General features: G+C 44.8%; 17 protein-coding genes and 1 tRNA gene. 5 read left to right on the top strand and 13 right to left on the bottom strand.

What is annotated here, in order from left to right:
- Positions 1–5: 5 nt before the first annotated feature.
- Positions 6–1,772, bottom strand: a complete 1,767-nt coding sequence (gene argS, locus HMPREF0240_RS09465) for an arginine--tRNA ligase (RefSeq protein ID WP_009003215.1) — start codon at positions 1,770–1,772, stop codon at positions 6–8.
- 344 nt (positions 1,773–2,116) lie between these two features.
- Here argS and HMPREF0240_RS09460 point away from each other — a divergent pair, with 344 nt between their 5' ends.
- The 4 genes from HMPREF0240_RS09460 (at position 2,117) to HMPREF0240_RS09445 (ending at position 4,994) form a co-directional block, all read left to right on the top strand.
- Positions 2,117–3,034: a deoxyribonuclease IV gene (locus HMPREF0240_RS09460; RefSeq protein WP_347462578.1), complete on the top strand. Its 918-nt coding sequence runs from the start codon at positions 2,117–2,119 to the stop codon at positions 3,032–3,034.
- Positions 3,035–3,129: 95 nt separating this feature from the next.
- Positions 3,130–3,498, top strand: coding sequence for a GntR family transcriptional regulator (locus HMPREF0240_RS09455; protein ID WP_009003213.1), 369 nt, complete (start codon positions 3,130–3,132; stop codon positions 3,496–3,498).
- The gene (locus HMPREF0240_RS09450; RefSeq protein ID WP_009003212.1) at positions 3,499–4,197 is read left to right on the top strand and encodes an ABC transporter ATP-binding protein; all 699 of its coding nucleotides are present in this window, start codon (positions 3,499–3,501) and stop codon (positions 4,195–4,197) included. It abuts the gene before it with no gap.
- Positions 4,191–4,994, top strand: a complete 804-nt coding sequence (locus HMPREF0240_RS09445; RefSeq protein ID WP_009003211.1) for a hypothetical protein — start codon at positions 4,191–4,193, stop codon at positions 4,992–4,994. Before HMPREF0240_RS09450 ends, HMPREF0240_RS09445 begins: the two co-directional genes overlap by 7 nt.
- Here HMPREF0240_RS09445 and HMPREF0240_RS09440 read toward each other — a convergent pair.
- The 11 genes from HMPREF0240_RS09440 to speB form a co-directional block, all read right to left on the bottom strand.
- Positions 4,991–6,712, bottom strand: coding sequence for an ATP-binding protein (locus tag HMPREF0240_RS09440; RefSeq protein WP_035312866.1), 1,722 nt, complete (start codon positions 6,710–6,712; stop codon positions 4,991–4,993). The two genes, HMPREF0240_RS09445 and HMPREF0240_RS09440, sit on opposite strands and share 4 nt — an antisense overlap.
- A 327-nt stretch (positions 6,713–7,039) precedes the next feature.
- Positions 7,040–7,372 carry a branched-chain amino acid transporter permease gene (locus HMPREF0240_RS09435; RefSeq protein WP_009003209.1) on the bottom strand — a complete coding sequence of 111 codons (333 nt, stop codon included), beginning with the start codon at positions 7,370–7,372 and terminating at the stop codon, positions 7,040–7,042.
- Positions 7,363–8,067, bottom strand: a complete 705-nt coding sequence (locus HMPREF0240_RS09430) for an AzlC family ABC transporter permease (protein WP_009003208.1) — start codon at positions 8,065–8,067, stop codon at positions 7,363–7,365. Before HMPREF0240_RS09430 ends, HMPREF0240_RS09435 begins: the two co-directional genes overlap by 10 nt.
- Positions 8,068–8,315: 248 nt before the next feature.
- A tRNA-Arg gene (locus HMPREF0240_RS09425) sits at positions 8,316–8,387 on the bottom strand.
- 254 nt (positions 8,388–8,641) lie between these two features.
- On the bottom strand, positions 8,642–9,571 hold the full coding sequence (locus tag HMPREF0240_RS09420; protein WP_009003207.1) for a DUF5688 family protein: 930 nt from the start codon (positions 9,569–9,571) through the stop codon (positions 8,642–8,644).
- A gap of 406 nt (positions 9,572–9,977) precedes the next feature.
- Positions 9,978–10,535, bottom strand: coding sequence for an elongation factor P (efp, locus tag HMPREF0240_RS09415; protein WP_009003206.1), 558 nt, complete (start codon positions 10,533–10,535; stop codon positions 9,978–9,980).
- A gap of 92 nt (positions 10,536–10,627) precedes the next feature.
- Positions 10,628–11,140, bottom strand: coding sequence for a YqeG family HAD IIIA-type phosphatase (locus HMPREF0240_RS09410; protein WP_009003205.1), 513 nt, complete (start codon positions 11,138–11,140; stop codon positions 10,628–10,630).
- Positions 11,140–11,925 carry a shikimate kinase gene (locus HMPREF0240_RS09405; protein ID WP_009003204.1) on the bottom strand — a complete coding sequence of 262 codons (786 nt, stop codon included), beginning with the start codon at positions 11,923–11,925 and terminating at the stop codon, positions 11,140–11,142. Before HMPREF0240_RS09405 ends, HMPREF0240_RS09410 begins: the two co-directional genes overlap by 1 nt.
- A 111-nt stretch (positions 11,926–12,036) precedes the next feature.
- On the bottom strand, positions 12,037–12,729 hold the full coding sequence (locus HMPREF0240_RS09400; RefSeq protein ID WP_035312863.1) for a peptidoglycan recognition family protein: 693 nt from the start codon (positions 12,727–12,729) through the stop codon (positions 12,037–12,039).
- 192 nt (positions 12,730–12,921) lie between these two features.
- Complete coding sequence (locus HMPREF0240_RS09395; protein ID WP_009003202.1) at positions 12,922–14,328, bottom strand: Na+/H+ antiporter NhaC family protein; 1,407 nt, start codon at positions 14,326–14,328, stop codon at positions 12,922–12,924.
- Positions 14,329–14,346: 18 nt separating this feature from the next.
- A complete protein-coding gene (gene speB, locus HMPREF0240_RS09390; protein ID WP_035312861.1) occupies positions 14,347–15,285 on the bottom strand; it encodes an agmatinase in 939 nt (312 codons plus the stop codon).
- 137 nt (positions 15,286–15,422) lie between these two features.
- On the opposite strand from speB, the gene HMPREF0240_RS09385 reads away from it, so the two are divergent.
- Positions 15,423–15,866 carry an Lrp/AsnC family transcriptional regulator gene (locus tag HMPREF0240_RS09385; RefSeq protein ID WP_009003200.1) on the top strand — a complete coding sequence of 148 codons (444 nt, stop codon included), beginning with the start codon at positions 15,423–15,425 and terminating at the stop codon, positions 15,864–15,866.
- Between the two features lie 179 nt (positions 15,867–16,045).
- Here the strand turns inward: HMPREF0240_RS09385 and guaB are convergent, their stop codons facing one another.
- A complete protein-coding gene (guaB, locus tag HMPREF0240_RS09380; RefSeq protein ID WP_009003199.1) occupies positions 16,046–17,500 on the bottom strand; it encodes an IMP dehydrogenase in 1,455 nt (484 codons plus the stop codon).
- Positions 17,501–18,316 lie beyond the last annotated feature (816 nt).

The following is an 18,316-nucleotide window of genomic DNA, read 5'->3' as shown; positions in this document are numbered from 1 at the left end:
TGTATTTACATCCTTTCCGGCGCTTCAAAGCCGAGCAAATCAATGCAAGTCTCCAGAATCTCTTTCACCAGCTTCAGAAGAGCAATATATCCTGCTTTGCGTTCCTCATCCTCTTCCGTGAGAATCTTCGTCTCATGGTAGAACTTATTAAAGGCATTTGCCAGGTCATAAATATACGCACAAATCTTATGTGGAGCACTCTCCTCGAAGGCCGCGTCAATCACATCATTAAATTTGACCGCCTCCAGCATCAGTGCTTTTTCGAACTCCGTTAACGCTTCTTTTACCGCCAGGCTTTCCAGGGTCCCTTTACCATCCAGATACTTATTCAGGATGGACTTTATACGTACAATCGTGTACAAAATATACGGTCCCGTATTTCCTTCAAACGAGGTAAATCTATCTACATCAAAAACGTAATCCTTGGAAGCCTGATTGGACAGATCACCGTATTTAATTGCGGCAAGTCCCACAAGCCTGGCCGTGTTCTGTGCTTCCGCCTCAGTAACGGTACGGTTATCCATTATTTTGTCATACATCTTTTCATCGATCTCACGGATCAGGTTCTCCAGACGCATAACGCCGCCTTCTCTTGTCTTAAAGGGCTTACCGTCTTTGCCATTCATCGTACCGAATCCCAGGAATTTCATATCCACTTCCGGACGCACGATTCCTGTTTTCTTCGCACAGCGGAACACCTGCACAAAATGCAGCTCCTGGCGCTTGTCTACAACATAAATCAGTTTGTCCGGCTGATAAAGCGCTTCACGTTCTACCAATGTTGCCAGATCCGTTGTATCGTATAATGCGGCTCCGTCTGATTTCAGAATCATACATGGAGGCACTTCCTTTTTGTCCTCTTCCTCCTGCACATCGACTACAAGCGCACCCTGGTCATAATGGGCATATCCATCTTCTTTCAACCGCTGCACCATATCAGGAATATATTTCTGGGCATCTGCCTCACCCTTCCAGAGATCAAATTCCACATTCAAATTCTCATAATTCTTCTTCAGGTCCGCCACAGATACATTCATGATATGCTCCCAGATGGCCCGATAACCCCGGCGCCCGTTCTGCAGCAAAAATGTTGCCTGCAGCGCTTTGTCACGGTATTCCTCATTCTCCTTGGCAAAAGCACTGGCCGTAGGATAGATCTCTTCCAGCTCGCTGATCGTAAAAGGTGCCTCTTTTGGATATTCCCCCTCATACGCTTCGTCAAAATATGGCAGATCAGGCTTTCTCTTCTCCAGTTCCGTAATGATCAGGCCCATCTGATATCCCCAGTCTCCCAGATGAATATCTCCAATGACCTTGTGTCCCTTAAATCTGGCAGTGCGCTTGATACTCTCACCGATAATCGCGGACCTCAGGTGCCCTACATGAAGCGGCTTTGCAACATTTGGTCCGCCGTAATCCACCATAATGGTATCAGGCTTTGCCGCTTTCTCCACGCCCAGGCTATCCGCATCCGCCATCTGATTCAGATAGCCGGCCACGTAAACCGGGCTCACCTTCAGATTGATAAATCCAGGTTTGACCGCTTCTGCCATCTCAAAACAGGAACATTCCCCAAGCTTCTCCAAAACATCCTCAGCAATCACAAATGGCGCCTTTTTATAGGTCTTTGCAGCCGCCATTGCACCGTTACACTGGTACTCACACAGATCCGGTCTGTTGGACAGGGTCACTTTCGCAAAAGATTCATCGTATCCCGCTCCCTTGAAAGCTTTCTGCATCTCTATGGTAATCAGTTCCAATAATGTCTTCAATTTTATTCCACACTCCGTTCTAATTTTCTTCCATTTTGCTATTTTATCACGTATAATCAGGGAGGGCAAGTGTTATTAAGGGAACTTTCCCCGTATTTTCGGGCTTTAAGGCACTTTTCCTGGCCTATATCCATATACACAGCAAAGAGATACGAATAAACTTATCTTCGGGCATAAAATAGAGTTTCGCTTGCGAAACTCGCGCCTGCGGCGGCCGCATCGCGGCATCTACCTCTTACGCCGCAGTGCGCATCCCCCGGAGGGATTTTATCTTATAGGCGTAATTTCCTATAAGATAAAATGTTGTCCGGAAAAAATATATCGTAACAGAAAGGCAGGAATGAATGATGAAAATTGGATCACATGTTGGAATGAGCGGTAAGGAAATGCTCCTGGGTTCTGCTAAAGAGGCCGTGTCTTACGGGGCCGATACTTTTATGTTTTACACCGGTGCGCCGCAGAACACACGGCGCAAGGATATCAGCGAACTGAATATCGAACCCGCATGGGAGTATATGAAGGAACACGGAATTAATGAGATTGTAGTGCATGCCCCCTACATTATCAACCTGGGGAATGCTGTAAAACCGGAAACTTTTGAGCTGGCCGTAGAATTTCTGGATAAGGAACTGAAACGCACCATGGCATGCAGAAGCCATCTGCTGATTCTGCACCCGGGCGCCCATGTAGGCGCAGGCGTTGAAACCGGTACGAATCAGATTATACAAGGGCTGAACGAGGTGCTTACAAAGGACACGGACTGCTGCATAGCGCTGGAAACAATGGCTGGAAAGGGTTCCGAAATCGGCCGTACCTTCGAGGAGCTGGCACGTATCTATGAGGGGGTTAAGTATAACGATAAGCTGCGGGTATGCTTCGACACCTGCCACACCAGCGACAGCGGGTATGACATTGTTCACCACTTTGATGATGTAGTCGATGAATTTGACCGGATTCTCGGAAAGGATCAGATCGCTGTCTTCCATATTAATGACAGCAAGAATGTTCCCGGCGCTGCCAAGGACAGGCATGCCAATATCGGATTCGGTGAACTGGGATTTGACGCACTGAACGCAATCGTTCACCACAAGGATTTCGAAAACGTACCAAAGATACTGGAGACCCCTTATATTCCTTCTCCCACAAAAGAGAAAAAGTCTTATGCGCCCTATAAGTATGAAATTGAAATGCTAAGAAAAGGAACCTTTGACCCGGCTCTTACAGACAGGATTATCCGTGAGAATGAAAAGACAATTGACTAACACTTGACATCTCTCGCATCGCATTGTATGATTGTACTATACAGATAATACAGTCTTGGAATTACTTTAATCATACAGAAAAAGAGGTGACTTAGATGCCATGGGATTTAGATAATGACCGCCCTATCTATCTGCAGCTCATGGAGCGAATCCAGCAGGACATCATTGCAGGCATATATAATCCCGGAGATAAGCTCCCTTCCGTACGCGACCTGGCTCTCGACGCTTCTGTGAATCCCAATACCATGCAGAAAGCACTCTCCGAACTCGAGAGAAGCGGCCTGGTATATTCGCAGAGAACAAGCGGCAGATTTATCACGGAGGATGAGACAATGCTGAAAAAGATGAAAAAAGATTTAGCATCCGAGCATATTCATCAATTTTTTGAAAAGATGAAGCTGCTCGGATTTGGGGATGAAGAGATTCTGGAATTAATCCAGGAGACAATCAAGGAGGAAAAGTAAATGAAACCAATTCTGGAATGTCAGGGGTTGACTAAGAAATACAATAACTTCTATGCACTTTCCAACCTGAACCTGACTCTGGACAGAGGACAAATTATAGGACTGCTTGGACCGAACGGCAGTGGTAAGACGACTCTGATCAAACTGATCAACGGTCTCCTGACTCCGACAGACGGACGCGTCATGATCAATAGCCTGGCTCCCGGAGCTGAAACAAAAAAACTGGTCTCCTATCTGCCCGAACGAAGTTATCTGAATGACCACATGAGGGTAGAAGAGATATTATCCTACTTCGTCGATTTCTATGATAATTTTGATCTGGAACGTGCCAGGAAGATGCTGCACGATCTGGAGATTGATACGAACTCACGGCTGCGCACACTTTCAAAAGGGACAAAGGAAAAAGTACAGCTTGTGCTGGTTATGAGCCGGGATGCCGAACTTTATATCCTGGACGAGCCGATCGGAGGTGTCGATCCTGCCGCCAGAGATTATATCCTGCGCACCATCCTGACCAATTACAATGAGAATGCGACTATTCTCCTGTCCACACACCTGATTACTGATATCGAAAATGTACTGGACAGAGTTCTTTTTATCCAGAACGGGCAGCTTTCCCTAAACGCTTCTGTAGATGAGATCCGAACAAAGGAAGGCAAATCCGTAGATGCTTTATTCAGGGAGGTATTCAGATGTTAGGAAAACTGATTAAATACGACTTAAAATACGGAGCAAAGTTATTTATTATACTCCATGCTCTGCTGCTCCTGGCCAGCATACTTGGACGTATTTTCTTTCTGGAAAAAATAGACTTCAATGCGGACAGCAATACCCTGCTTACCTCTCTGGGATTATTTATATCCATTTATCTGCTTTTGTTTACCGCTGTATGTTTTGGAGTGATGCTGCTTCTGGCCATTCGTTTTTATAAAAATCTGTTTACAGATGAAGGGTATCTGACATGGACCCTGCCTGCAACTCCCAATCAGCAGCTTTGGGCCAAAATCATATCCGGTACGATCTGGTATGCCATTGATATTATGCTGTACAGCCTGTGTCTCGTCATACTGGTAACCGGTAAAAATGTGACAACAGCCTTTGCTAAAATTGCTCCGGAGGTAACAGAGTCACTTGGAATGCCGCTTAGCCGGTACAGCCTGTATATGCTGATTTTTCTTCTGATCAGCTGCATAGGAAGTGTCATTATGATTTATTCCTGTGTCGCAATAGGACAATTATTTCCAGGCCACAGGGTTTTATGTTCTGTAATTGCATACATAATTATTTCTACTGTAATTCAGATATTCACCTTTATTATCATGGCTGTTCTGGGTATCTTTCCAAATGGCCATAACTATGTCGTCGGTACGTCCGGCAATGTAGGACATTACTTAATCACAGTATTTAAAGCAAGCGGTGCTCTTTTTCTTGTCACGACAGCAATCGAATACGCCGCAACGCACTACATTATGAACAAAAAGGTGAATCTCATTTAAAGAAATTCACCCAGTGTCTGATATAAGCGTTCCAGATCAATTGGTTTCGGGAGATATCCATTCATCCCGCTCTGCATTGCCTTTTCAATATCTTCCTGGAAGGCATTCGCAGAAAGTCCGATGATCGGAACGCTTTTTGCATCCTTTTTGTTCATGGATCGAATCATGCGGCTGGCCTCCAGCCCGTTAATAACAGGCATCTGTATATCCATCAGTATCAAAGCATACGTCCCGTCTTCGGCTTCTGCAAACTTGTCTGTTACCACTCTGCCATCTCGTGCCTGTTCCACGCGGGCGCCTGCTGCTTCCAGAATATCTGTTACGATTTCTGCATTTATCTCATTGTCTTCTGCCAGCAGAATAACAGCATCTTTTAAATCATGTACCAATAATGGACAGCCGCTGTCCACACTTCTTTCCTGTTCAATTTGTGCCGCCGGGGGCCGCTGCAGCGTAATGTCCACTGTAAACCGTGATCCCTCCCCGGTCTTGCTGTATACGGAGATTTGCCCCCCCATCAGTTCCACAAAATTACTGCAGATCGCCAGGCCAAGTCCGGTGCCGCCATATTGCCGGGCAGTCCCTGACTGTTCCTGTTCGAACGGGATAAATATACGTTTTTGAAACTCCTCATTTATTCCGATCCCACTGTCTGTAACAGTAAATTGCAGAGAAACCTCCTGATCTTTTATCTCTGTCTCATGTGCTTCCAGAATTACCCTGCCCCCGGCCGGTGTAAACTTCAGAGCATTTGAGATCAGATTGACGAACACTTGAGTGATGCGCAGATTATCACCAATCACACTCGGAACCTCTATATCGCCGCACTGGAATTCTAAACTTATTCCCGCATCTTCCGCTTTTTGTTTAAACATTACATAGATGCGTTCAAATACTTCTGTCAGGTTAAAGGGTCTGCATTCCAGTTCCAGTTTCCCGCTTTCAATCCGTGACATATCCAGAACATCATTAAGCAATGAAAGTAAATACCCCGATGAAAGTTCTATTTTGTTCAGACAATCCTGCAGCTTTCCCGGGTCATTCAGACTTTTCTTCGCAATCGAGGTCATTCCTGTAATACCATTCATCGGTGTCCTGATCTCATGGGACATCCTGGAGAGGAATTCACTTTTTGCCCGGTTTGCATGCTCTGCTGTTTCCAGCGCCATTTGCACTTTTTTCCTGTGTTTTCCGCTCACCCAAAGCATGATGAATAAAAGTAAGAATCCTGCGTTGAGGCAGACCAGTATACCAATCGAACTGTTTACCCGGTGCTCTGAATACCGCTCTGCAGCCGACACTGCCTGGTCGGCCAGAGCAAAGTAGCTTTCGCTTAACTCAAACAATTTCTGTGAATCCCTGCCCTGCCGGACTTGAAAAATCTCACTTCTGATCGACTTCCAGGCACCGCACATCTCCTTCGCCAACTCCTGATAATCGTCGTCCGGAATTACATTCAGATTATTATCTCCTTTGCCGGTACAAAGCTCCGGTACCAGCCCATCCAGATACTGCATCAGCTCATCATTTGGATAGCCTTTCATCTCCTGCTTAACCAGGCGCTGGGTAGCGCCGCGTACGATTCCCGTATAATTAACAACGCGTGCATTTCCCTGCATATGTATCATCGAGACCAGAGCCACCATATTAATCAGACAAAACAATACCGTAAGAAAAATGGGAAGAAGGATTCCCAGCCATTTTTTTCTTTCTTTCATCTTTTCACCGTACCTCCCAGGCACGCGTTTTCTTTGAGTAAATGAATAACTCTATAAATAGGAGTCACATAGTAATCATCTTGATCATATTATATCATATATTGTTTCAAAATTGTCTATGAAAAACAAATATTGGCGGCTTTTTTGCGGAAAGAAGACTGGTCCAAAACACGGCATAAGTAGTTTTAGACCGTTAAAAAGCCAATATATAGGTTTCCTGCTGAATATCAGTTCTTTGGAAAGCTCATATATTGGCTTGATTATTCCTCTGCACGAAACGTTCGGACAGTGCGAATACTTATGAAAAACACATCGGTTTCTTTGTTTCTAAAACACGGCCTGTACAAGAAACATGTAGAATACTGTTCCGGCGCCTATACTCAGAAGGTTGTTTCTCTTCCAGACATGCAGCACTATCACGGCCAGTACGGCTAATGCTTCGGGAACCCCATGGGGGGCTGTTGTTATATTAGTGTCCTTCAGGCAATATATAACCAGCATTCCGATGACCGCCGGGGTCAGAACTTTACCGAGGTACTCTATTGTTTTTGGGATTGTTTTTCCTTTAGGAAATATTAAAAATGGCACCGCCCTTGTAGCAAAGGTAGTGGCAGCTACAGCCAAAATGATTAACAATGACGTAACTGTATTTACCGGCATGTCTCCACCTCCCCTTCCAGACGTTTTCTTGTGGCAAAAAGCACCAGAATGCTCAGAATCATTGTCGGAAATACAAAGCTTCCGCTTCCGAAAATCTGTAGGCATAGAACGGCCGAGATTACACCGATCAAGGCGGGAATCCGGTTCTTCGCCTCCATCCACTGTTCCACAAATATCACAACAAAAAGAGCCGTCATGGCGAATTCGATCCCTTCTGCATTGATGGGAAGCACGCTTTTTAAAATACCACCAATAGCCGAACCAATGATCCAGTAGCCCTGATCCAGCAGTGCAATAGCGAACAGGAATTTATCTTCCTCCACATCGTCCGGTACTTTCGTTGTACATAAAAGTGAGTATGTCTCGTCTGTCAGGCCGAATATCATATACCAGCGCTTCTTCCCCATTTTATGAAACTTGTCCAGCAGAGACAGTCCGTAAAAAACATGACGTATATTCACCATCAGAGTCATAAATATTACCTGCAGGAAAGAAATACCCGGCACAAAAAAATTAACCGCCAGATACTGACCTGAGCCCGCATAAACAAGCAGGCTCATTAAAACCGCCCACCAGGCGGAGTATCCTTTCTCTGCATACATAACACCAAATGCAATCCCTATGAACAGATATCCCGTCAGTACCGGGATCGTATAAGGAAAAGCCCTCTTAAATGCTGTCTTATACCCTGACATGACTAAACCCTCTCATCCACTTCTCTTTTTTAAAGTTCTCTTTCGGAAATCATTATTTAGAAATCCTTATAATTTGTATGGCCCTGATACGTCTTCCATCCTCATACAATCCCCATAATTCAAACTGATGTCTGATGACCGGACTAGGGCGTGTTTGAAAATTGCTTGTTGCAAGATGTTGTTCCAATTTGCGGGATATTGCGTCAATGAATTTCCAAACACGCCCTAACTCCAGGGCATAAAAAATACACGTCTGGGCGGAGTCGAACCGCCGCACATGCCTCCGGAGGGCATTGCTCTATCCACTGAGCTACAGACGCATAATCGCTGTGCAATTCTGCTGTTATGGAATAAACCCTCAACAGAACGCCTTATTATCCTAGCACAAAATTAACAAAATGTAAAGAGAAAATCGGGATAGGAAGCAAAATCGGATGTAAGTCAACAATCGTGCCCCTGCAAAGTATGGCATTCATTCCTGTAAATTAATCCGATTCATTTTCCTGTCCCTCATCGTGCTTCTTTTACCAGTATTTTTATTCGGGCTGATCCATTTGAAGCATCCCCAAAAGATCTACACTGTCATCCCATTCCTTCTGGCCATCAATTTCTTACTGTCTCTCTGATAAAAATAAGCGTGGTCACTCAGTACTTCCTCTGGTTCCACCTGAGTTTCATTAATCTCAACAACCATTTCACTCATCTCATCTGCATCCAGGGCTTTGGATTCCGGGACAATAATCACCTCATGTACGCTGCTTGGCAGGACATAGTAATCTTCCTTCAGCATCTCTCCCACCATTTCCAGTACATGAGGATAAAACAGGCATGCAGCCCCATAATTACGCAGAGAATTTGTCAGAACATACATAACGTCCTGCTTCTCATCCTCCCCAATCTCCAGAAGATTCTCCTTCTCATCCGAGTCCGCTTCCAACATCTCCTCAATCGCGTGGCGCATAGTAAAAAACTCTGCCGGCAGGAGTTTCGCCACATTTCTGAGTGCAGCCCGGTACAGCTCTTCTTTCTGAATCCCCCACATCTTCAGGTGTTCATTGCTGATCTGAATACTTGCGGTGCCATTCTTATCCTGCTCCAGCAGTACATAAAATACAATCGCCAAATCCAGCACTTCCGTATATGGAATGCATTCCAGGAGCTTTTTATTCTTATCCGTATGAATCACCCGGAACACAACCCGTTCCCTGATATTCTCATACTTTTGAAACTGACTGCAGTCCCAGACGCCACAACACTCCACCCCTTTATAAAAATCCAGAATTTCCTCAACAACCAGTTCCATCCGTTCTCCCTTCAGAACCCGTTCAAAAAGTTCCTCCAGATAAATAGCCGGCGCCGCATTCACGCCCTCAGCCTTAATCATAATTCCCTGTTTCTCACTGCCATTATTCTTACGGGCAGTATAAACACTCGCCTGAACCCCCTCCTTCAACCTCTTATTCAATTCCCGTTCAATAGCACACAAAAATTCCTGATAGTCCATAACTCTCCTTTCAAATTTTCGGTGCTCATCAATACAATAAGAGAAAACTGACACGACCTGTGTCCATGATAAAATGATCTGAAACAAATATGGTGAGTTGATTATAAACGATTTCCCCCAAAAACACAATCCCCAATCCCGCAAAATATTGTTGCCCCATCCCGACCGTGAATATTCGATGTACTAGCTGCAAAAAAGCCGCATTTTACGGGGGATAATTGATTCCGAATCAATTATCCAGAGCGTATTCACTTAGAAAGCATCAGCTTTCTAAGTGAATACGCTCGGTCCCGTAAAATGCGGCTTTTTCGCAGTTAGAACTTCTTGGCTAAGCGGCCGATTTCCAAAATCAGCATAAGCCTCCACGGACAGTGCCAAAGCGGCCCGCTTCTCTCAGGCGTCAACCCTAAACACGTGATAAGTATTCCCCTGAACGTGTATCAATCTTTAATACATCTCCCTGCTCCACAAAAAGAGGCACCATTACAACCGCCCCAGTCTCTACTGTTGCAGGTTTTGTTGCACCCTGTGCTGTATCCCCCTTGAAGCCAGGCTCTGTCTCTGTGATTGCAAGCTCTACAAACAGAGGCGGCTCTACTGAGAATACATTTCCATTGTGTGAACAGATCTTTACAACTTCATTTTCTTTAACAAACTTAAGGGCATCGCCGACTACTTCTGTATTCAGTGCGATCTGATCGTATGTCTCTACATCCATAAAGTTAAATAATTCTCCATCCTGATACAGATACTGCATGTCCTTCCTGTCTATGCGGGCCTGCTCAAACTTCTCACTTGGTCTGAAAGTCTTTTCAACAGCACCGCCACTGATTATATTTTTTAATTTTGTTCTGACAAAAGCTGCACCTTTACCTGGTTTTACATGCTGGAATTCCAAAATCTGATAAATGTTTCCATCAATCTCAACGGTTAAACCATTCTTAAAATCTCCTGCTGATATCATTGTAATCCTCCTTCAATTGCGCTGCTAATGCGCCTGCCTTTTTTACACTGTTTATAATTTTATAATAGTTTCATTCATTTTTCAACCTTTTTTTATCTGGACGGGCGCTTCTTTTGCTTCTTTTTATAGAAATGCAGTACAACCCTCTCCAAATACCGCTTCAGCACGATCTGAATCTCCTCTTTCGGATGCATCGGCTTCACCAGTATATTATGGATCCCGCTCCTTTTCGCCCCCCATACATCCGTGAAAAGCTGGTCTCCCACGAAAAGGGTGTTTGTTTCATCCGTCCCCATGATCTCCATGGCTTTTTTGTAATTCTTTGTGGAAGGCTTATGGGCATTATAAATATAGTTCGTCTGAATCTCTTCATTGAACATCTTAACCCGGGCTTCCTGGTTGTTCGATATCAGGCACGAAGCAAATCCTATGTTCTCAAGCCTCGTGAACAGCTTCTTTGCACGGTCATCCGCAGGGGCGCCGTGGGGCACAAGAGTATTATCTATGTCAAAAATAACGCCTCTGTATCCTTCTTCATATAATTGTTCAAATGGGATGACGTATGTAGACATCTTATAGTCATCCGGAAAAAATCTGTCAAACATTATTCTGCATCCATCTCCATTAATTTTGAAATCAGTTCCTCACAGATCTGCAGTACAGTCTTATTATCCGTCTGAATAACAATATCCGCAGCTGCCTCATATTTTTCACGGCGCTTTTCCATCAGTTCCGCAATATATTCCATGTTATTGTTGCCATTGAGAATCGGCCTCTCCTCGCTGTCCTTAACGCGCTCATATACAGTCTGCGGGCTTGCCGTCAGAAGTACGACCCTGCCGTTCTTCTTCATCTCCACAACATTCTCCTCACGCATAGCCGCACCGCCGCCGCATGAAATGATCGTATTCTTCTTTGACTGCATCTCCACAAGCAGCTTTGTTTCCAGATCTCTGAAATATTCTTCTCCATATGTAGCAAAAATATCCGGAATACTCATCTCTTCCCGCTCTGAAATCACCTGGTCCATCTCCATAATCTTCATCGCAAACATGGTACTTAAGTAATCCGATACCGTTGATTTGCCCGCCCCCATAAAACCGATAAGGACAATATTATAAGAAAAGAGCTTTCTTGCCTGTATTCTTTTACTGTTTCTAACAATTCTTCGAAATACATCATGAATCTCTTCCTGATACTTGTTTCCCTCAAGCTTTTCCTGAAGCCTTCTCTCCTGCTTATCTTCCTGAGCCGGCTGCAGGATCGGCAAGCCATACTCTTCCTTATATGCCATGATTTTCTCTACTATCGCATTACGTTCCACCAGGGCGTCAATAATTTTATCATCGCATAATGCAAGCTGCTCACGGTACATCTCTAAATCATTCATCTTCCACCGTCCACCTTTTATTTCTTTTTCAAAACTAATACACCATATTATAGCAATTTTCCTATGGGTTAGCAAGAAAAAAAGGTATTCCTGATCAGAAATACCTTTTCCTTATTTATCAGCTTTGCTGCGTTCCTGAGCCGCTCTCACATCTCCTTTAAAAAGCTCCCAGGCCTTCTCGTCCTCCACAAAATATTTCGGACATATCTTTCCCGTCACGTCATAATGGCGGATCACATCGTCCTGAGTCAAGCCGAACTTGTCACAAAGCCACGCTGTCAGCTGCACCAGAGATTTGTAAGTCTCGTCTGTAAACTTTCCGCTCTCATCCAGATGGCAGCATTCGATGGAAACCGTATCGTGGTTCCTGCTGTTCGAGGCATACGCGAGTTCCCATGTCGGAACGCACTGTATAATCTCTCCGTCTATACCCACCACAAAATGGCTGCTCACAGACGTCTCATGGCTGTCCTTGAGCCCTTCAAAGTAATCTCTGTTATTCTGTGCCGTACTCCCCGGGTTCGCCGTATAGTGGATGACAATCCCCTTGATCGGGTCCGACTCAATCCCGGGCCTGGAGTATTCATTGACATCCAGAAGCTGGACATCGATATCCGGCTGGGACGCATCCACCTTAACGCCTGTATTCTCCCGGTTCTTGTTGCCTGCCGTGCACGAGTAAATCCCCAGTACGATCGTCAGAATCACCAGAAATACAATTCCGCCGTAAATACACAATGTCTTCTTATCCAAATTTAAATTCTTTATTGAAAATCTATATCTGCGCCTTCGTTTCTTCCTCATTAGTATACCCTCACCACATAATCTATACCTTATATTGCAGCTATTCTGCAATTCGCCCGAAGGGCCTTAAGTTACGGGACGCCCTTTTAGGTATGACTATTTTAGCACAGAAATGGAATATAAAATTGAATAATTCATGATTATTTTATTAATTTTTCTTCGTCACTGTATCTGCATGCTTCTTTATACCTGTCAGAATGGGCCAAGTTTGATCCCTACCCCTATACTGATGAATACCATACATGCCGCCATGATTATGAGGAACAGCGGGCCAAAGAAGCGGAGCCATTTTTTATACGGTATCCCTGCAACCATCAGGATTGCTATCAGGGAACCGTTCGTGGGATATAAAAAGTTAGAGAACCCGTCTCCAAACTGGCTTGCCAGACATGCCACCTGACGTGTAACATTTCCCATATCCGCCAATGGAACAATAATGGGGATCGTAATTGCTGCCTGCCCGCTCCCCGACGGTATTAAAAAGTTTATGATTGTCTGCATGAGAAGCAGCAGGTTCGCAGTAATCAGAGAAGACTTTCCAACAACAAGCCTGGCCAGAAAAGCGATAATCGTATCCACTACCATCGCCTCCTCCAGAATATACAGGATCGCGCGCGCAAACAACATGACCATAGCAGCATAGAACAAATCCTTCATGCCTTCCCCCATCATGTCACAGATCTCATTAAGTCCGCTCCCATATGCAAGCCCTGTTGCAAATGTCATTGCCACAAAGCATGCTGCCATCTGCGGAAAGTCAAACCCCATCCTCACTGTACCGAAAAGCAAAAATGCAAAAACTGCTAAAAACGCAATCCCGGCACGGATTAATGCAGGAGTAAAGGTCACGGCTTCCTCTTTAATTGCTGTGTATTTTGTATTCATTCCATTCATCAGACTTTTCGATGGGTCCTTCTTAATCTTTTTTGCATACCGCATCAGATAAAGATAACAGACGAGCAGTATCACTCCGAAACAGACAGCCCGGTAACCAAGCGCCGAATAAATGGGTAGCTCCGCCAGTTTGTGTGCGATTGCAGTAAACAGCGGATTTGTCATTGCCGCCCCGAAACCAGCACATGCGGCAAGCATGACAATCCCAGCCCCGACTACCACATCATATCCGAGTGCGAGTACAAGGGGGACAATCATAGGGATGATCACTACACTCAGTTCCCACATACTTGTAAATGCCACCTGAGTCCCGATTGCAAGCATAAGAATAAATGCAATGACATAAAAACTCGTATGCTTCAGCTTATGCGCGAGTGCTTTTATCGCAGTTTCAAGCAAACCGATGCGCTTTACAACACCAAATGCGCCTCCCGCAAAAAACAGCATTGCCATTAAGCTGGCTGCATTATTAAAGCCTTGATAAAAAGATAAGAAAAAATCAGAAATACCTACATAGTGTTTATCCACATATTGAAAGCTATCCGGGTCGACTACCATTCTTCCGTCTACTGACAGTCTCTCATACATCCCGCTTGGAATGATATTGGAAAAAATAGTTGCAATCAACAAGATAATAAGTAGTGCAAAGAAAGGGTTTACCTCTGTATGTTTCTTTGTTACCTGAGCAAAAAAACGTTTCATCATTTCTCCCCCCTCTCTTTATCAGGATTTTTTATGCTTCATAATCTGCCCCATAAGATTCAGCATTGTCATTGCAGCAACACGGGGAGTCACTCCGGCAGGATCATACTGCGGTGCAACCTCTACCAGGTCAAACCCGACAATTTCCCCCATGCTGCAGACTCCTGCCAGCAGTTCTGCTACCTCGTCATAATATAAGCCGCCCGGTGACGGTGATCCGACTCCCGGAGCAATTGAGATGTCATAACCATCAATGTCCAGAGAAATAAAATATTTCTCTGCCTTCGGTACTTTTTTCAGCACCTCCTGCATCCCGGTTCTGTGTACTTCTTTTGCCGGAACTACAATACTCCCATATTTAGCCGCATCTTCAAAGTCCGTCCGTTTACTTGAACCAAGCCCTCTCATTCCGATCTGTACCATCGGGCCAATATGATCCATCTCCGAAAGTCTTCTCATAGGGCTTCCATTTCCATAATATTGCGGACCCACATGGTCAGTCCAGTCTAAATGTGCATCAATATGTACGATACAGATTTCACTGCCAAGGCACGACAGCGCACGCCCCACAGGAATTGTAATGGAATGGTCCCCTCCCATGATCGCCGGAACCGCACCTTTTTCCAATATTTTTTTCACCGATTCCTCAATACTTTTAAAAGAATATTCGATATCCCCATGCAGCACATCCGCATCACCGCAGTCAACCACCCTGATCGGTGCCGCCAATAGCTGTTCCTGCGCTTCAGGGTCATAAAACCCTGCATCCCCGCGCGCATAATGTGTAGATACCTCTCTGATTCGTCTGGGTCCGAGACGGGCCCCGGATAAAAATCCAACTCCCAGGTCATAGGGCACACCGAGCACTGCGATGTCCGCATCCAGTTCCTCCAGGTCTATGCAAATAGGGTATTTTGCAAATGAACAGATTCCAGTAATAGGTTGATTCAATTTTTTCATTTTGTATCCTCCTTTTTTATATTTAGTATACAATTCTAACTATTTTTGGTATATAATTTAAAAAAGGTAAACATAATGCAAAAAATAAAAAAAGAAAGAATACGTAATTAAAAACCTTATTTAAAAAGGAGATAAAGATGGACAAAACAGATTACAAAATTTTGAAGATTTTACAGCAAAATGCCAGAACCTCTATCAAACAAATAAGCCAGCAGGTAAACCTGTCCGCTCCCTCAGTCACAGAGCGCATGCGCCGGCTAGAAGAATCCGGCGTTATCCAGGGATACCACGCCCGTATAAATCCTGCCAAGCTCTCAAAAAGCCTGACCGTCTTTATCGCTGTAGATGTCATACCCATGAAATATGCAGCATTCAGCAGTTTCTGCAGTTCCTGCCCGCAGATTCTGGAGCATCACAGAGTGGTCGGCATACATAATGCAATGCTGCTGGCAGCACTTCACGAATCTTCCGAATTAGAACACCTGATTGACCAGTTGAAAAGATATGGGACCACAAGTACATCTATCATATTATCAACCTTATTCGCCAACAAACCAATTGATATTGATGAAAATAGTTAGCCAGACACAAAAAAAGTGAGGAAACAAGACTGGATTTAAGTATCAAACAGTAAATCCAACAGCAATCTTACAGCAGCTCTGTTAAAGCTTTACCGTAAACTGCCTGTGTCTCTCATTTCCTCACTTTTATTTAACATTGAGTCTTTATTCTTAACTGTTCAGTCTTACTGACAGCTCTCTTATTCATCCACGCTGTAGTTTGGAGCTTCCTTCGTAATATGAATATCATGCGGATGGCTCTCTTTCAGAGATGCCGCAGAAATCTTCACGAACTGTCCGTTCTGCTTCAGCTCCTCTATCGTCTCTGTGCCGCAGTATCCCATACCGGAACGCAGGCCGCCCATCAACTGGAATACTGTATCTTCCACTGTTCCTTTATATGCAACACGTCCCTCAACGCCTTCAGGAACCAGCTTCTTGGCATCCGCCTGGAAATATCTGTCCTTGCTTCCGTTCTCCATTGCAGCGATAGAACCCATGCCGCGATAAACTTTATATTTTCTTCCCTGGAATAATTCAAACGTTCCCGGGCTTTCATCACATCCTGCAAATATACTTCCCATCATACAGATGCTGGCGCCTGCGGCGATTGCCTTTGTCATGTCTCCCGAGTACTTGATTCCGCCGTCTGCGATAATCGGAATTCCATATTCCTTAGCAGCCGCATAACAATCCATAACCGCTGTAATCTGAGGAACACCGATACCTGCAACAACACGTGTGGTACAGATGGACCCAGGTCCGATACCAACCTTAACTGCATCTACGCCTGCCTCAATCAGAGCCTTTGTAGCTTCCCCAGTCGCTACATTCCCTGCAATAACCTGAAGTTCCGGATATTTTTCCTTTACCATACGTACTGTGCGCAGGACATTTGCAGAATGACCGTGAGCAGAGTCCATAACCACAACATCCACCTTTGCCTTCACAAGTGCTTCCACACGATCCAGACAGTTTGCTGTAATACCAATGGCAGCCCCGCACAACAGACGCCCCTGGCCATCCTTAGCAGATAAAGGATACTTAATCTGTTTTTCAATATCCTTAATCGTAATCAGACCTTTTAAATTACCCTCGTCATCTACAATTGGCAGCTTTTCCTTTCTTGCCTTTGCAAGAATCTTCTTAGCCTCATTCAATGTAATGCCTTCCTTCGCTGTAATCAGTCCTTCGGAAGTCATAGATTCTTTTATCTTCTTAGAGAAATCTTCTTCGAATTTTAAATCACGGTTTGTAATAATTCCGACAAGTTTTCTTCCCTCAGTAATAGGTACTCCGGAAATGCGGTATTTCGCCATCAGGTTATTGGCATCCTCCAGCGTATGTTCCGGTGATAAATAGAAAGGATCTGTGATTACCCCATTCTCAGACCTCTTAACCTTATCAACCTCTTCTGCCTGCTCTTCTATAGACATATTTTTATGAATAATACCAATTCCGCCCTGACGTGCCATAGCAATAGCCATACGGTGTTCCGTAACCGTATCCATGCCCGCACTCATCATCGGAATATTCAGTCGAATCTTCTTAGTCAAGTTCGTTGACAAATCAACCTGGTTCGGAATTACCTCTGAATACGCCGGTACTAAAAGCACATCATCAAACGTAATACCTTCTCCAATAATTTTACCCATGATTTAACTTCCTCTCTTTCTCTGATATGTATGCTGATATTTTAACTGATATAGTACAAAAATTCAACGGGCTTGTCAAGGGATTCCCACTTTTCCCCTAAAAAAACACTTAATAAATACTAACCCCCATTAAAAACCTCCACTTATAAGTAGGAATTGAGGGGGGAAGGTTTCGGGTGAAAGGGACGCAGGGGAGGAGGCGGACAGGGGAAGCGGTCGATGCAGGCGGAGGGCGGGGAAGCGGCTAAATAAAATTTCAGATAAAATGGCAGACACCGCAGACACTCAGAAAAAATCTGATGATTTTTTCCTGCGGGTCTGCTCATTTCCCGAACTTGTGGTTCGGGAAATGGTCTGCATTTTATCTGAAATTTTATTGAAGCCGCTTATCCCGCCCTCCTGGATGCATCCGCCCGCTTCCCCTGTCCGCCTCCTCCCCTGCTAGTCTCATCAAGTCGGCAGTAAACTTTCCCCGGGAGAGGATTCCGGCCGGAGCTGCGGATCAAACCGTCGAAATCAAACTTTCATACAGACCGGCAGGTTAAGCGATCCTCTCATCCAGTACAATTCGCTGCTCCCGCATAATCCCCCACCAAAACGGGTATCTTCCGCCTTGATGCGCACAGCCTGCCGGGAGCGGTCAGCGAAATGGCCGGCGGAGTGCATCTGTCAGGTCTTTGCGGCTTAGAGTGCACGGTTGGAAACACTTACGCAAAAAGAGCAGCCCACTGAGGGATGGGAATTGATTCTCAAAATCAATTCCCAGGACAACTAAGACGGGAAAGCATCAGGCTTTCCCGTCGATTGTTGTCTGTG

Source organism: Clostridium sp. D5 (assembly GCF_000190355.1).
Lineage (GTDB): Bacteria > Bacillota > Clostridia > Lachnospirales > Lachnospiraceae > Faecalicatena > Faecalicatena fissicatena_A.
The sequence above is the reverse complement of the archived record's forward strand: the minus strand, read 5'-3'. Positions and strand labels throughout refer to the sequence as shown.

Bases quoted from the DNA above. Each gene is read 5' to 3' on its own strand.
- HMPREF0240_RS09445 (WP_009003211.1), top strand. From the start codon at position 4,191: ATGTTAGGAAAACTGATTAAATACGACTTAAAATACGGAGCAAAGTTA.
- HMPREF0240_RS09395 (WP_009003202.1), bottom strand. From the start codon at position 14,328: ATGATGAAACGTTTTTTTGCTCAGGTAACAAAGAAACATACAGAGGTA.
- HMPREF0240_RS09455 (WP_009003213.1), top strand. From the start codon at position 3,130: ATGCCATGGGATTTAGATAATGACCGCCCTATCTATCTGCAGCTCATG.
- HMPREF0240_RS09435 (WP_009003209.1), bottom strand. From the start codon at position 7,372: ATGCCGGTAAATACAGTTACGTCATTGTTAATCATTTTGGCTGTAGCT.
- guaB (WP_009003199.1), bottom strand. From the start codon at position 17,500: ATGGGTAAAATTATTGGAGAAGGTATTACGTTTGATGATGTGCTTTTA.
- efp (WP_009003206.1), bottom strand. From the start codon at position 10,535: ATGATATCAGCAGGAGATTTTAAGAATGGTTTAACCGTTGAGATTGAT.
- HMPREF0240_RS09400 (WP_035312863.1), bottom strand. From the start codon at position 12,729: ATGAGGAAGAAACGAAGGCGCAGATATAGATTTTCAATAAAGAATTTA.
- HMPREF0240_RS09385 (WP_009003200.1), top strand. From the start codon at position 15,423: ATGGACAAAACAGATTACAAAATTTTGAAGATTTTACAGCAAAATGCC.
- HMPREF0240_RS09430 (WP_009003208.1), bottom strand. From the start codon at position 8,067: ATGTCAGGGTATAAGACAGCATTTAAGAGGGCTTTTCCTTATACGATC.
- HMPREF0240_RS09410 (WP_009003205.1), bottom strand. From the start codon at position 11,140: ATGTTTGACAGATTTTTTCCGGATGACTATAAGATGTCTACATACGTC.
- speB (WP_035312861.1), bottom strand. From the start codon at position 15,285: ATGAAAAAATTGAATCAACCTATTACTGGAATCTGTTCATTTGCAAAA.
- HMPREF0240_RS09440 (WP_035312866.1), bottom strand. From the start codon at position 6,712: ATGAAAGAAAGAAAAAAATGGCTGGGAATCCTTCTTCCCATTTTTCTT.
- HMPREF0240_RS09405 (WP_009003204.1), bottom strand. From the start codon at position 11,925: ATGAATGATTTAGAGATGTACCGTGAGCAGCTTGCATTATGCGATGAT.
- HMPREF0240_RS09460 (WP_347462578.1), top strand. From the start codon at position 2,117: ATGATGAAAATTGGATCACATGTTGGAATGAGCGGTAAGGAAATGCTC.
- HMPREF0240_RS09450 (WP_009003212.1), top strand. From the start codon at position 3,499: ATGAAACCAATTCTGGAATGTCAGGGGTTGACTAAGAAATACAATAAC.
- HMPREF0240_RS09420 (WP_009003207.1), bottom strand. From the start codon at position 9,571: ATGGACTATCAGGAATTTTTGTGTGCTATTGAACGGGAATTGAATAAG.